The 14,201-nt window shown below is 67.1% G+C and carries 12 protein-coding genes and 3 tRNA genes; 6 read left to right on the top strand and 9 right to left on the bottom strand.

Annotated features, from left to right (window positions below; all coding sequences use genetic code 11):
- Nucleotides 1–68 precede the first annotated feature (68 nt).
- Nucleotides 69–1,628, top strand: coding sequence for a trigger factor (gene tig / locus ACOGI8_RS06065; RefSeq protein ID WP_419855981.1), 1,560 nt, complete (start codon nt 69–71; stop codon nt 1,626–1,628).
- Complete coding sequence (locus ACOGI8_RS06060; protein ID WP_419855980.1) at nt 1,625–2,317, top strand: ATP-dependent Clp protease proteolytic subunit; 693 nt, start codon at nt 1,625–1,627, stop codon at nt 2,315–2,317. Before tig ends, ACOGI8_RS06060 begins: the two co-directional genes overlap by 4 nt.
- A gap of 84 nt (nt 2,318–2,401) precedes the next feature.
- Here the strand turns inward: ACOGI8_RS06060 and ACOGI8_RS06055 are convergent.
- The 4 genes from ACOGI8_RS06055 to ACOGI8_RS06040 all read right to left on the bottom strand — a co-directional run bounded on the left by ACOGI8_RS06055 (nt 2,402) and on the right by ACOGI8_RS06040 (nt 5,137).
- A tRNA-Gly gene (locus tag ACOGI8_RS06055) sits at nt 2,402–2,476 on the bottom strand.
- A 36-nt stretch (nt 2,477–2,512) separates the two neighbouring features.
- On the bottom strand, nt 2,513–3,664 hold the full coding sequence (locus ACOGI8_RS06050; RefSeq protein ID WP_419855979.1) for a glycine cleavage T C-terminal barrel domain-containing protein: 1,152 nt from the start codon (nt 3,662–3,664) through the stop codon (nt 2,513–2,515).
- Nucleotides 3,665–3,670: 6 nt separating this feature from the next.
- Nucleotides 3,671–4,621, bottom strand: a complete 951-nt coding sequence (locus ACOGI8_RS06045; protein ID WP_419855978.1) for an SDR family NAD(P)-dependent oxidoreductase — start codon at nt 4,619–4,621, stop codon at nt 3,671–3,673.
- Between the two features lie 3 nt (nt 4,622–4,624).
- Complete coding sequence (locus ACOGI8_RS06040) at nt 4,625–5,137, bottom strand: VOC family protein (protein WP_419855977.1); 513 nt, start codon at nt 5,135–5,137, stop codon at nt 4,625–4,627.
- 150 nt (nt 5,138–5,287) lie between these two features.
- Between ACOGI8_RS06040 and ACOGI8_RS06035 the strand changes: the two genes are divergently transcribed.
- Complete coding sequence (locus ACOGI8_RS06035; protein WP_419855976.1) at nt 5,288–6,784, top strand: CoA-acylating methylmalonate-semialdehyde dehydrogenase; 1,497 nt, start codon at nt 5,288–5,290, stop codon at nt 6,782–6,784.
- A gap of 40 nt (nt 6,785–6,824) precedes the next feature.
- On the opposite strand, the gene ACOGI8_RS06030 is transcribed toward ACOGI8_RS06035, so the two are convergent.
- Nucleotides 6,825–6,898 (bottom strand) — tRNA-Pro (locus tag ACOGI8_RS06030).
- Between the two features lie 140 nt (nt 6,899–7,038).
- On the bottom strand, nt 7,039–7,230 hold the full coding sequence (locus tag ACOGI8_RS06025) for a ferredoxin (RefSeq protein ID WP_419855975.1): 192 nt from the start codon (nt 7,228–7,230) through the stop codon (nt 7,039–7,041).
- 233 nt (nt 7,231–7,463) lie between these two features.
- Here ACOGI8_RS06025 and ACOGI8_RS06020 point away from each other — a divergent pair, with 233 nt between their 5' ends.
- Both ACOGI8_RS06020 and ACOGI8_RS06015 read left to right on the top strand, forming a co-directional pair.
- Nucleotides 7,464–8,306, top strand: coding sequence for an LLM class F420-dependent oxidoreductase (locus tag ACOGI8_RS06020; RefSeq protein WP_419855974.1), 843 nt, complete (start codon nt 7,464–7,466; stop codon nt 8,304–8,306).
- A gap of 78 nt (nt 8,307–8,384) precedes the next feature.
- Nucleotides 8,385–9,041 carry an NUDIX hydrolase gene (locus ACOGI8_RS06015; RefSeq protein WP_419855973.1) on the top strand — a complete coding sequence of 219 codons (657 nt, stop codon included), beginning with the start codon at nt 8,385–8,387 and terminating at the stop codon, nt 9,039–9,041.
- A 50-nt stretch (nt 9,042–9,091) separates the two neighbouring features.
- Here the strand turns inward: ACOGI8_RS06015 and ACOGI8_RS06010 are convergent, their stop codons facing one another.
- Nucleotides 9,092–12,016, bottom strand: coding sequence for an ATP-dependent DNA helicase UvrD2 (locus ACOGI8_RS06010; protein ID WP_419855972.1), 2,925 nt, complete (start codon nt 12,014–12,016; stop codon nt 9,092–9,094).
- Nucleotides 12,017–12,095: 79 nt separating this feature from the next.
- Entirely contained in the window at nt 12,096–12,764 is a 669-nt protein-coding gene (gene folE, locus ACOGI8_RS06005; RefSeq protein WP_419855971.1) for a GTP cyclohydrolase I FolE, read from the bottom strand.
- Nucleotides 12,765–12,950: 186 nt separating this feature from the next.
- Between folE and ACOGI8_RS06000 the strand changes: the two genes are divergently transcribed.
- The gene (locus ACOGI8_RS06000) at nt 12,951–13,979 is read left to right on the top strand and encodes a DUF6159 family protein (protein ID WP_419856371.1); all 1,029 of its coding nucleotides are present in this window, start codon (nt 12,951–12,953) and stop codon (nt 13,977–13,979) included.
- Here ACOGI8_RS06000 and ACOGI8_RS05995 read toward each other — a convergent pair.
- Nucleotides 13,941–14,014 (bottom strand) — tRNA-Arg (locus ACOGI8_RS05995). The two genes, ACOGI8_RS06000 and ACOGI8_RS05995, sit on opposite strands and share 39 nt — an antisense overlap.
- Nucleotides 14,015–14,201: the final 187 nt, after the last annotated feature.

Here is a 14,201-nt window from a genome sequence, read left to right as displayed (position 1 = left end):
GTTGCAGCCCGTTGCTGCGGGCGACACCGAACGGGGCTTTGCCGGCGCGCCGGTAGGCTCCGCGCTTCGTGAAGACGACGCTGACGCCGCTCGATCCAGCGGATTTCATCGGGCCCGCGCCAGTTACTGAACCCGATCCGTCGACCAGGGCCGACGCACCGGCGGGTGACGACGCCGGGAGCGCAATCGCCGAGAATGCCGACGTCTCCAACGGCGAGGACAACCCGAGCGACAGCGAGGTCGCGAGCGAGAGGTTCATCGGGCCTCGCGTCAAGCTGACCGTCGAGGTCGACGCCGAGACATTCGACACCGACATCGAGGCCGCCTTCCGCAAGCTTGCCCGCGAGGTGCGCATTCCCGGTTTCCGTCCGGGCCGTGCACCGCGTCGCGTGCTCGAGTCGCACTTCGGATCTGAGATCGGTCGTGCTCAGGCGCTCGAAGAGGCGGTGCCCCGTTACTACGCAGAGGCGGTACGTGACAATCACGTTGACGTGGTGAACCAGCCCGAGCTGGAACTCACCCTCGACGGCAGCGACGGACCGGTGGCGTTCGAAGCGACCGTCGAGGTGCGGCCGGTGGTGTCTGTCTCGGGCTACGAAGGCCTGCGGATCGAGATTCCCAGTCCGGTGCCGACCGACGAGGAGATCGATGCCCGAATCGACGAGACGCGCCGCCAGTTCGCCGATATCGCCGAGGTGGATCGTGCCGCTGCGCAAGGCGATCGCGTCACGATCGACATCGAGGGATCGGTGGAGGGAGAACCGCTTCCCGGGCTCGCTGCGCAGGACTATCTCTACGAGGTCGGCAGCGGCGGCATCGTTCCCGAGGTCGACGAGCATCTGACCGGCTGCGAGGCCGGCGCCGACTTGTCGTTCAGCGCGCCGCATCCGGTGCAACCGGAGATGGAGATCGACTTCGAGATCACCGTCAACACGGTGTCGGAGCTGGTGCTGCCCGAACTCACCGACGACTGGGTGGATGAGAACACCGAGCACGACAGCGTTGCCGAATTGCGCGACGCCACCGCCCGCCAACTGAGCTTCGGCCGCATCATGCAGGCCAACATGGTGCTGCGGGATGAGGCGCAGAAGCAGATAGCAGAACTGGTGGAGGGACCGGTTCCTGACGCCATGGTCAGCGGAGCGATCGCGGACCGCATGCAGGAACTGGGCAGCGGGCTGCAGCAGCGGAACATGACGATCGAGGAGTGGCTGGAGGCAACCGGCCAGGAGCCGGCCTCGTTCATCGGGGAGCTGCGAGACGACGCCGAACGCGGCGTCCGTCTCGACTTGGCACTGCGCGCCGTGGCAACGGCCGAAGCGCTGGAAGCCGACGACGATGACATCGACGGAGAGCTGGAGCGCATGGCGGCGACTGACGGCCGCAGCGCCGCCCAGCTGCGTGAGGTCATCGCCGAGACCGACGGGCTTGCACACTTGACCTCAGCGATCTGCAAGAGCAAGGCGCTGCAATGGGCGATTGAAGCCGCCACACTCATCGGACCGGACGGCGACACCATCGAGCGTTCGGCGCTCGAACTTCCCACGGCTGACGATGTCGGGGGAGCAGACGACACCGACGACGATCTTGACGGCACAGACTCTGACGACAAAGGGGACACACCGTGACAGCCGAATTCTCCGCAAGTTCGCATGACGCTCGTCCTCAGGGAGACCACAGCGTCGATCGATACCGCGCCAGCAACTACCTGGTGCCCACCGTGGTGGAGCAGACCAATCGAGGCGAGCGGGCGTACGACCTGTACTCCCGGCTGCTCAAGGAGAACATCATCTTCCTGGGCACGCCGATCGACGACGTCGTGGCCAACTTGGTGTGCGCACAGATGATCCACCTCGAGTCGGAGAACCCCGACAAGGACATCAACATCTACATCAACTCGCCGGGCGGCGACATCAGCTCGCTGTTCGCCATCTACGACACCACCCAGTACATCCGCAACGACATCACCACGATCTGCCTGGGACAGGCGGCCTCGGCGGCCGCAGTGCTGCTGGCCGCGGGCACTCCGGGCAAGCGGATGGCGCTGCCCAATGCGAGGGTGCTGCTGCACCAGCCCTACGGGCAGGCGATAGGTCAGGCGACCGACATCGAGCTGGCGGCCCGGGAGATCGACCGCATGCGTGAGCGACTCGAGCGGATCATTGCGCACCACACCGGCCAGGATCTTGAGCGCATCCACACCGATACAGAGCGTGACTTCATCATGGATGCCGACGCGGCCAAGGACTACGGGATCATCGACGAGGTGATCGCGAACCGCCAGGTGCTCGAGGACGGTCCGATCCGCGCCGCCTAGCTGGAGCGGACGACGGGAATCACTGAGCCCCCCGCAGCACACCATGTGCTGCCAGCATCATCAGCTCGGAAGGCTGAGGTTCTCTGGAGCGGACGACGGGAATCGAACCCGCATCATCAGCTTGGAAGGCTGAGGTTCTAGCCATTGAACTACGTCCGCGGCGACGGCCGAGGGTAGCGGCGCGCGGCGATCCAGTCAGTCGAGGTTGAACGGCAGCGAGGTCGTGGTGGCCGTTCGGTTGGTGCTGTCGACGCTGACTTGGAGCTCGGTGTCGGGCTCGAACCAGGGTGGGTCGAGTAGTGCTAGGCCGATGTTGGCGTTGAAGCGTGGCGAGCGTGCGAGGGCTCGCAGCGTGCCGACCGGGTGGCCTTCGGGGCTCTGAACCGAGCGTGGTGATCGCAGTGGTGACGGGGGGTCGCCTTCGATGACGAGCCCGACGAGTCGTCGCTGGCGGCCTGATGCCCTCCGCGCCTGCAGTGCCGCTTTGCCGATGAAGTCGTGGCCCGATCCGCCGCCGTCGACATCATCCAAGCTGACGAAGCGGCCGATGCCTGCCTCATCGGGGTCGGTGTCGGGATCGGTGTCGCCGCCGAATGACAGCAGGAAGCTCTCGATGCGCTCGGGGTTGTTCGGCGCTCCCACGCCGAGCCCGAAGGGTTCGCCTGCTTCCCACAGCAGGTCCCAGAGCTGCTCGCCTTTGGTGCCGTCCATCAGGAAGAGCTCGAAGCCGTCCTGGCCGGACCAGCCGGAGCGGCACACCACTAGGGGGATGCAGTCCTCGTCGCTGCCGCCTTGGGGGCGGTGGTCGTGGCGGACGAAACGGAAGAAGCGGATGTCGCGTACCCACTCCCCCAGTGCGGCGGCGACGACATCTGTGGCGCGGGGTCCCTGGATCGCTAGCGGCCAGACATCCGGCTCGGTGACCTCGACGTTGTAGCCACCTTCGCCGGCCACCGCCCGTGCCCACAGCAGCACGTCGCTGTCGGCAATCGAGAGCCAGAACGTCGTTTCGTCAATGCGCAGTGCCATCGGGTCGTTCACCAAGCGACCGTCGTGATCGCACATCGGCGCATAGCGGGCCACGCCCACCGGCAGGTCGCGCAGGTCGCGGGCACAGAGATAGGTGACCAAGCGGTGGGCGTCCGCCCCGGCAATCTGCACCTGCCGTTCGCAGCCCACATCCCAGATCGCTGCCGCCTGGGTGAGCGCCCGGTACTCCGCCGAGGGATCGTCGGTGCCGATCGGCAGGACCGTGTGGTTGTACACCATCGCCTTGGTCATGCCCGCCGCCGCGGCGCGGTCGGTGAATGGGGTGACCCTGGTTCTTGGGCCGACGATCAACTCCACGTGGCGTTAGCGGCCGAGCACCTGCAAGTGCCCTTGGTCGCGCAAGCGCTCGATGAACGCTTCGGTGTAGGCGTCTTCGGGGTCGTTTCGCACTGCTTGGTCGATGGCGTAGGCGTCATCGCCGACCAGGATGCGCCAGCGGCCGGCCAGGACATCGGTCAGGATGATCTCGGCCGCCTGCCCAGCGCTGGTCGGCGCGTCGTCACGGAACCGGGTGTTGCGGTCGTTGAGCATCGCTTCGACCTGCTCGTCGCTGAAGGCATCGAGGTCGACCCCCCGAGCCGCCATGTTCTTGCGGATGAGGGGAATGTCAACCCCGTGGGCGGAGAAGCTGTTCAGCGCGATCGAGGTGCCGATGTGCCCCGGCATCACCACGTGGGCGCTGACATGCGGTGCGTGCAGGGCCAGATCAACCTGCAGCGCTTCGGTGAAGCCCTTCACGGCGAATTTGGCGGCGCAGTACGACGTGTGCGGCAGCCCCGGGCCGACCGTGGCCCAGAAGCCGTTAATGCTGCTGGTGTTGACCATCGCTCCCGCCTCGGAGCGCACGAGCATGTCCATGAACGCCCGGGCGCAATTCAGCACGCCGTTCCAGCACACCTCGAAGGTCTTGTCCCAGGCGGCGCGCTGGTCGTCGATCACGAAGCTGCCTCCACCGCCGACGCCGGCGTTGTTGAACAGCAGGTTGATGTGGTCGGTGTCGTGCGAAGCGGCGACTTCGGCCGCAAATGCCGTCACGGCATCCGCGTCAGTCACGTCGCACTGGTGCGTGGTGATGCGCACTCCGCTTGAGCCGCTGGCGGCCATCTCTGCTGTGCGCGCCAGTTCGTCGGTATTGAGATCGCAGGCGGCAACGTGCGCACCAGCCGCGGTGAGCTGGCGAACAAGCTCACGCCCCATTCCTGTGCCGCCGCCGGTCACCACGGCGATGCATCCCGCAAAATCAGTTACTGCCATTGCTCAGCCCTCCGGAGGCCCATCGGCGAACATCGCCGCAGCCGCGGCCTCCATGTCCTCTGGGCTCACATCTCGCATATGGGTCGCTATCGACCACTTGTGCCCGAACGGGTCGCGGATGCTGCCGAAGCGGTCGCCCCAGAACATGTCCTCGGGCGGCATCAGCACCTCCGCGCCCATCGCCACCGCTTTCTCGATGGTCGCGTCACAGTCATGGACGTAACGGTGCATCGTCACGGTCGAACCGTTCAGTGCCGCAGGCGCAGAGGGCTCGCCTCCCCACTCCGGGAAGTCGTCAGCCAGGAAGAGCAAGCCGTCGCCGAGCACCAGTTCGGCGTGCATCACCTTGTCGCCGCCCGGCGCCATCTGGCGGTTGGTCTCCTGGGCGCCGAAGGCTGCCGTGTACCACTCGATGGCGTCGGCGGCGCCGCCTGGCGATCCGTCGGCGCGAGCCCCGATGGTCATGTAGGGCACGACGAATGGCCGGTCTGCCGGGATGGGATTCACATCACTCATGGGCGCGGACTCTAGCCACGGCCTGCTGGCCGCGATGCCGCCGCTGAGCGTTCCCACCCACCCCGCAAGGCTGCGAAAATCAGGGCCTATTGGAGATGGACATTCGGCACGTTCGCCCGACGCTGAGCGCTGCCGGCAAGGAGGACTCACATGAGGCAGGTCGACCACTGGATCGGAGGTCAGCGCACGCAGGGCTCGCCGAAGACGATGTTCGAGGTGACCGACCCGGTCGCCGGCAGCGTCATCGCCGCGGTGCCCATGGCCTCGCCAGGCGATGTGGATGCCGTCGTGAGCGCGGCACGCACAGCGTGGGAGGGGTGGCGGGAGGCCTCCATCTCGTCGCGCGCAGCGGTGATGTTCGCGTTCCGCGAGCTGCTCGAGGAGCACCGCTTGGAGCTGGCAGAGATGGTGTCGGCCGAGCACGGCAAGGTGCGGGCCGACGCCTTGGGCGAGATGCGGCGAGGCATCGAGGTGGTGGAGTTCGCTTGCGGTGTCGGCCAGCTGCTCAAAGGCGAGCGCACCGACGACATCAGCACCGAGCACGACGCCTACACGGTGCGCCAACCGGTCGGCGTGGTGGCAGGCATCACGCCGTTCAACTTCCCGGCGATGGTGCCCATGTGGATGTACCCGGTGGCCATCGCCTGCGGCAACTGCTTCGTGCTCAAACCGTCTGAGAAAGACCCGTCGGTGGCGGTGCGCATCGGCGAGCTGTTCGCCGAGGCCGGGCTGCCCGACGGAGTGTTCAACGTGCTCCACGGTGATGCCGATGCAGTGAATGCGCTGTGCGAGCACCCGGGGATCGACGCCGTGAGCTTCGTGGGCTCCACGCCCATCGCCCGTCACGTGCACCGCACGGCGTCGATGGCTGGCAAGCGAGTGCAGGCGCTCGGCGGGGCGAAGAACCACATGATCGTGCTGCCCGATGCCGACATCGGCCAGGCAGCCGACGCCGCCGTGTCGGCCGGCTATGGCTCAGCGGGCGAGCGCTGCATGGCCATCTCGGTGGTCGTGGCGGTGGGAGGGGTTGCCGACGACCTGTCAGAGGCGATCTGCGAGCGCATCGACGCGCTGCGCATCGGCCCCGGCCTCGACGCTGAACCCATGGACATGGGGCCGCTGGTGACCGCCGAGCATCGCGACCGAGTGCTGAGCTACATCGACCTGGGCGAAACCGAGGGAGCGGTGCTGCAGCGGGACGGCCGCGAGCTGGTGGTGGACGGCCACCCCGATGGCTACTGGGTCGGGCCCACGCTGCTCGATGAGGTCACCGCGGAGATGAAGGTCTATGAGGATGAGATCTTCGGCCCCGTGCTGTGCCTGGTGCGGGTGGACTCGTTCGAAGAGGCGATGGAGCTCATCGAGAACAACCAGTTCGGCAATGGCGTGGCTCTGTTCACCCGTGACGGCGGGGCGGCGCGGCGCTTCCGGCGTGAGGCCCCGGTTGGGATGGTCGGCGTGAACGTGGCCATCCCGGTGCCGATGGCGTACCACTCCTTCGGGGGCTGGAAGGATTCGCTGTTCGGCGACCACCACATGCACGGCCCCGAAGGCATCCGCTTCTACACCCGGCTCAAGGCCGTCACCGAGCACTGGCCCGACCCCGCCGACCGCGGCGTCGACCTGGGATTCCCCACCGCCCGCTGAGCTCCCGCCAAGCGAGACGGAGCTCGCTTGCGCTAGCCAGTCGGGAAGGCGGGATTTGAACCCACGACCCCCTGCTCCCAAAGCAGGTGCGCTACCAGGCTGCGCCACTTCCCGAGTCTGAAGAGCTGAGTCAGCAGGGCTGACGGTTCTGCTTCGAAGATCGATCGTACCGCTGGCGGTACGGAGGGCCTGCGTGGATTATTGGATCGACGCCGACGCTTCGCGTTGCCGGCAATCGGTGCGACTCGGTGAGGTTAGTCGTCGACGGCGATGACTTGGGTGGGGCAGCTCGCGGCTGCGGTTCGCACGGCGCTGTGGTGTTCGGCGCTGGGGCTGTCTTCGAGGAGCTGTACGAGACCGTCGTTGCCCACCTCGAAGATGCCCGGAGCGATCATCTCGCACGAACCGCTGCCGATGCACTTGTCGACGTCGATGGTGATCTTCACTGTGCCTCCAGCTCGTCAGGCATCTCAGTTGCCGGCTCCCATTCTTGTGAGCCGAACGCTTGCTCCCTACGCGTCAGCGCAACGCTACGCCACGTCGCCGCGGAACCGGCACCGCTTCGGCCCGCGCCTGCACCTCCCAGCAGTCGGGCACCGGCGGCTCCTGCCCGTTACTCTCAGCGGCGGCCGCGACCGGCCACGAGCGCAAGCGCTTCCCTACCTACAGGAGGACCACTGTGAAGATCGGCGTGATGATGTTCCCCACCGACAAGGCCATCGGCCCCGTCGAGTTGGCCAAAGCTGTTGAGGAACGAGGCTTTGAGTCGCTGTGGTTCCCCGAGCACAGCCACATTCCCACGAGCCGCGAAACGCCCTGGGGGGGCAACGAGGGCGCGCCGCCACTGCCCGAGGAATACTGGCGCACACACGACCAGTTCGTGTCGCTGGGTGCCGCTGCAGCGGTTACCGAGAACATCATGCTCGGCACCGGCATCACGCTCGTTGCCCAGCGCGACCCGATCTGGCTGGCCAAGGAAGCCGCCACGGTGGACCGGATCTCGAATGGCCGGTTCATCTTGGGCATCGGCTACGGCTGGAACAAGGAAGAGCTGCGGAACCACGGCGTGAAGTACACCGACCGGCGCGCGATCACCCGCGAGATGATGCTGGCAGTGCGCGAGCTGTGGACCAATGACGAGGCCGAGTTCCACGGCGATTGGGTGAACTTCGACTCGTCGTGGGCGTGGCCGAAGCCGGTGCAGGAAGGCGGCCCGAAGGTCATCCTCGGCGGTGCTGCCGGACCGAAGACCATCGCCGACATCGTCGAGTTCTGCGATGGCTGGATGCCGATCTCGGGCCGCTACGACTTCGACGTGCCGATGAAGCAGATCCTTGAGTCGGCGATAGAAGCCGGCCGCGACCCCGATGAGATCGAGTTCGGCCAGTTCGGCACGCCCCCCAAGCCGGAGATCCTGGAGAGCTTGGCGGAGTCGGGCTGCACCCGCGTGGTGCTCGGGCTCCCGCCGGCCGACGCCGACACGGTGCTGCCGATCCTCGACAAGTACACAGCGCTGCTGTAGCAGCTTCATGTTCCGCCGCGGGCCTCGGGCCTGCGGGATTGCACACTGCCGGGCCGCGCCAGCGGGAACAATGTGGCGGTGACTGACAGCGCGCCAGGTGTCGAACACCTCGATGTCGTCGATGAGGTGGGCCGCTACGTGCGCACCGCCCCACGGGATGAAGTGCATGAACGCGGCGAGTGGCACCGGGTGTTTCACTGCCAGATCGTGACGCTGCGCGACGGCGTGCCGACCGCGGTGCTGCAGCAGCGTTCTCGCGCCAAGGCGGCCTTTGCGGGGCTGATCGACGTCAGTGCGGCCGGACATCTCGCCGCAGGTGAGACACCGCTCGACGGCGTGCGGGAGCTCGAAGAAGAGCTCGGCCTGTCCCCCGCCAGCACCGATCTCGTGTCGCTGGGCGTTCGCAGGCTGGCCGATGACAGCGGGGAGGGCAGGTTGAATTGCGAGCTGACCAGTGTGTACCTGCTGCGCGACGACCGCCCGCTCACCGACTATGTGCTGGCTCGCGACGAGGTCGACGCGGTGCTCGACACGCCCATCGCCGACTTGCTCGCGCTGTTCGGCGGCGCGCCTTCGATCACGGTGCAGGGCATCTCGTCAGCCGGGCATGCCGGCGCCAGCGAGGTCACGCTCGAAGTGACGCTCGACGACTTCGTGCCGGGTGCCGAATACTGGGTGGTGCTGATGGTGATGGCGCAAAGGTTCCTCGCCGGCCAAGGCCCACTCGCCGTCTGATACGACGCCGGCCTCGAGTCCGACACCCCCAACGTCTCTGGGCGTTTGGCTCAGGCGTGTTCGGCGATGAGGGCCAGCATCTCTGCGCCGTAGGACTCGAGCTTGGCCGGTCCGATGCCCGGTACGGCGAGAAGCTCAGCGTCGGTGCGGGGACGCTGCGTGGCGAGCGCGATGAGCACTGCATCCGCTGACACGACATACGCCGGTACGCCGTCTGCGCGACTCCGCTCAAGGCGCCACGCGCGCAGCGCTTCGAACAGCGCCGCATCGCTCGGATCGGTCGGCGGTTCGGGCTTTGGTCGCCGGGCCGCTGGCCGCGAGCCGGTGCCCGGCAGAACCGCTGGATCGTCGGTACCGACACCACCTGGGGAACCGGGACCGCCCGAGGATGCTTCCTTCACCCCGCCGTCTTGCGCCAACTCGGATTCGACTGGTAGCGGCGGTGCGAGTTCGCTGAGCTCGGCCAGGAACGGCGACGGCGGATCGTCGCTGATGAAGGTCACGGAGGTAGCACAGCGAGTCAGCGCCACGTGGAAGACGCGGCGCTCTTCCTCGACATCGGGAGCGAGGCGGTGCGGCATCAGGCCCTCCGAGGCCTCATAGACGATGACGTGCGGCCATTCGAGGCCCTTCACCCGGTGAACGGTCGCGAGCCGGACACCCGGTTGCCGCGCCGGGTTCGCCGGGACTGCGCCGCGTGGCAAGCGGGCGTCGTCATTGCCGAAGCCGGCTGTGTCCGAGGCGCCGAATCCTGACAGACGGTCAGCCAACCACGCAGCGAAGCCGGCCGGGTCGGGATGCAAGTGGGCCACCGAAATCAACGCTCGCAGGTCGTCGCCGTGAGCGGATCTGTCCACGGAGCGGCGCGACGCGTCTAAGCGGGTGTCGAGGCTGTAACCCAAGCCCAGCTCATCCCGAACGATCTCCAGGATGGCCTCGGTGGAGAGCCGCTCGTTTGCCGTTCGCTGCCGCAGCATGTCGATGTCGTCTGCGTACTCATCGATCTTGGTCGCCGTGCGGTCGTCGCTGAGACGGCCCGCCAGCGCCCGCAAAGCGCCGAGACTGCGCTGCTCGCCGATCCACTCGATCACGCGAGGCGAGATTCCACGCGGCGGCCGGCGCGCCGCGTCCGACAGCGCTCCGCCGGGCAGCGCGTGACGGGGCGCGACGGCCAATCTGAGCCACGCCAGCGCGCCCGCGACACCGGTGCGCTCCATGAACCCGCGGCCCAGCGGAGCATCTGCTGCCACGCCCATTTCCCCGAGCACGATCTGCGGCACGAGCAGCGTGCTGTTGACTCGCGTCAGCACCGCGATGTCCGATGGCCGGACCCCGCCGTCGATCAGGGCTGCCACGGTCTCCCGCAGTGCCGCAGCCGCCTCCGGCCCGGTCCTGACGGCGAGTGCCGTTTCGTCACAGTTGGCGGCGGCGCTCGGGCCGCTGTCGTGTCCAGCGTCCGGCATCGTCGTCGACGCTGAATCGTCGGCAGACAACTCCACAGCGTCGCCGATGCTCTCCCCTGGCGCGGTGATCTGCTTGTCGATGCGGCGTTGGTTGTGCGACAGCAGGTTGACTGCGGCGCCCACCACGGGTGCCGGGCAGCGGTAGTTCATGTTCAGGTGGTGGCGTGCTGCGCCGGGAAAGTACTTGTCGAAGTCGATAAGCCACTGGGGCGATGCGCCCGCGTAGCCGTAGATCGTCTGGTCGTCGTCGCCCACAGCGAACACGTCGGCGCAGGGACCCGCCAGCAACCGGATCATCAGCAGGTGAGCGGGGGTCAAGTCCTGGAATTCGTCCACCAGCAGCGCACCGCAGGCACGGCGTGCGGCCGCGCGAGCTGCCGGGTCGGCCAGCAGGATCTCGATCGCCCCGATGATCTGCTGGTCGAAGTCGACCAATCCGTCGGCCGACAAGTCCTCGACATAGCGCGGCGCCAACGTCGAGAACTCCGGCACGTCAGGCTGGAAGTCGCCTTCGACATCTGCCGGGTCGCGCAGCCCCAGCCGGGAGGCGCTCAGTGCCTCCAGCCACGGTGCGAGCTGATCGGTCATCGCCCGCCGACGACGCTTGACGAGGCCGTCAAGGCGATCTCGCACACCCATCTCGTCGATGACCTCGACCCGGCTCCGGCCCGCCGGGCGGACGAAGGGGCCAGTGCCGTTGCAGACGGCTAGGGCGATGCTGTTCAGGGTCCGCACCTGTAGTCCGGCCAGGTCACGAGTGCGCTCTTCCATCTCGCGGCGGGCCCGGACGTTGAACGCCACCAAGCACACGGCCCCGGCGGCAACCCCCAGGTCCCTCACGAGATAGCGGGCCCGCTCGGTGAGCACCCGGGTCTTGCCCGAACCTGCCGGCGCAACGATGCACGCAGCGCCGCCCAGGTGGCCGACAGCCGCATGTTGATCCGCCGCCAAGTCGGCCCGTGGCTCGGCCGGCTGGACCCCGCGCAGGCTGCCCGCCGCCAGATTGGCCGCAGGTACTACCGGTGCAGCCAGTTCGAACGCCTCCAGCGGTCCACCGTCGCACCACACCGGCCCCGCGTCAGTGACCACATCGCCGAACACATCGCCATCGCTCTCGGTCCGCGTGTTCGACCCGGGCGCGGCGCCGAGCCGCAGCGCCGCCTCGACGGGAGCGAACCGGGCCTGCCCGGGTTGCCGTGCGTCGACGGCGTTGGCGGTGATCAGGTGCGCCAGGACCTCCGATCGCATGGTCATCCCCGGCGAAAGTTCCCACCAAGGTGACTGCCACACCGGCGACGGTTCGGGAAACTCACCGTCGAGCTCGATGACCAGCCGGTTCCGCCCCAGCCAAGCCTCACGCAACCGGCGGCCAGTCGCCGCGCTGATGTCGCCCAAGCTGACCCGCACCCGTTCGCAGCCAGACCATGCCTCGGGGACGGCGTCGCCAGAATGCACCAAGACGCTGCGCCCCAACTCGGGCGGGCCGGCGAGTGCGTCGGCGCTCAGTCTCATCTACCGCTTGCGCTCACGCAGGACGTGTCTTGGGCCAGCGCCGTGCCCGCGACCCGGCTGATGGCGCGGCATGTGCCTGCTAGCGGCCGACGCCGATGAGGTGCATCGCCTCCGCACGGGTAGCGGTGTTGCGGAACTGCCCTCGCACCGCCGAGGTGATGGTGAGCGACCCGGGCTTCTGCACCCCACGCATCGACATGCACTGGTGCTCGGCCTCGACAACCACGAGCGTGCCCCGAGGCTCGAGCACCTCCATCAACTTGTCGGCAACTTGGGTCGTCAGGCGTTCTTGCACCTGCGGCCGGCGGGCGTAGGCCTCCACCAGCCGGGCAAGTTTCGACAAGCCGGTGATCATGCCTCGCTCGCCAGGGATGTAGGCGACATGGGCACGGCCCACGAACGGCATGAGGTGGTGCTCGCACATCGAATAGAAGGGGATGTCACGCACCATGACCATCTCGTCATGACCGGTCTCGAACTGCACCTTCAGGTGATGCTCGGGGTCTTCCTGCAGGCCAGCGAACACTTCTGCATACATGCGGGCGACGCGCTTGGGCGTCTTCTGCAGGCCGTCCCGATCGGGGTCCTCGCCGATGGCGAGCAGGATCTCCCGGACTGCCTTCTCGATGCGGTCCGTGTCCACCTGCTGGTCGGTGACGGCACCGTTGGTGGCTGCGATGGACAGCACCTCAGCCCCGGCAGGGGTGCTCGAAGCAGCGTCAGCGTCGGATACTGAGCCGTGCGGCATCCGGTGAACCTACCCGCGTTGGCCGGGGACGCCATAGCGATTTGCGTCGCCGCCCGGTCCTGTAGAGCGGCCAATACCGAGGCGCCGACCGGGAACGACGACGGGCATCACGGCGGGACGTGACCGCGGCCTTGGCCAGCGAATTGTCCACGGCCCTCACCAAGGGCCGCTGTTAGGGTCAGCACAATGGCCATTTTCCGCGAGCTGAGGAGCACTTGGAGCCGGACGAGGATCCTGGCCTCAAGGTCGTACGGAGTTCTGAAGCGTGACAGGTTCCTCATGGCCTTCCCGGCCCTGACGCTGGCTTCCGTGGCCGTCATCTGCGTTGTGACGTGGGCAGCGGTATGGATTGCGACCGGCGGGCTCAATACCGCCACGGTCGACGATCCCGGAACATGGGCTGCTGAGCCCATGCTGTGGATCGGGCTCTTGGTGTCCGTCCTGCTGAGCACATTTGTGTCGGTCTTCTTCACCGCCGCGCTGACCTACGGCGCTTGGGAGAGTCTCCAAGGCGGAACGCCGACCTTCGACGGCTGCATGGCGGCCGCCAAAGCCCGTCTGCACGTCATCGTGCCGTGGGCCATCCTCGCCGGCTTGGTTGGGTTCGTCTTCGAATTGTTGTACCGGCTGCCCATGTTCTTGCGTCACATGGAACAGGCCGGTCGCCAGATCCCCGTGATCGGTCAGTTCGCCGCCCTCGGGGCATTGATCGTGGCCTGGGTACTTGAGCGCATCTGGTACTTCGTCACCTTCCTCGTCGTGCCGGTACTGGTGGTGGAAGAGACCGGCCCCGCTGCTTCATGCAAGCGCTCCTTCGGCCTGTTCCGCAAGACGTGGGGAAAGAGCCTCATCGCCCAAGTGGGATTCGAGCTCATCAGCTTCCTCCTCTTCTTGCCAGGTCTGGTGCTGATGCTTGCGGCCGTGGTCGTCGGCGTCTGGTTGGGAAACCTGGTGGCGCTGGTGCTCGGCGTCCTTGTCGGCGTGGCATGGCTGCTGACGGTGATTGTGGCCATGTCGGCCATCGTCGGCATCTTCAAGATGGCGCTGTACCTCTACGCGACGACTGGCGAGGTGCCTGACGAGTTCGAGGGCAGTGACCTCGAGAACGCGTTCACGAACAAGGCTGCTCGCAAAGCCGAACGAAAGGCCCGCAAGGCTCAAGGGAAGGTCCAGATGCGCCCCCGGCAGGACTCGAACCTGCAACCGGCGGGATAGAAGCCCGCTGCGCTGTCCAGTTGCGCCACGGGGGCGTGGGCCACGCGGACCCCGAGCCATCCTGCCACCCAACTGGCGCTGGTCCAAGGGATCACGCAGATAGCCCGCGAACTCGTCGGCCGCACGCGGGTCCTGACGCTTCGGCACAAGGCCTGAGACTGACCCGTACCCGTCGACTACGTCCGAGCGCTCAATGAAGCGCCTTGGGCCGATATGGTCCAG

This window comes from Candidatus Poriferisodalis sp. (genome assembly GCF_965204195.1).
In the GTDB taxonomy this organism is placed as follows: Bacteria; Actinomycetota; Acidimicrobiia; order Acidimicrobiales; family Poriferisodalaceae; genus Poriferisodalis.
The sequence above is the reverse complement of the archived record's forward strand: the minus strand, read 5'-3'. Positions and strand labels throughout refer to the sequence as shown.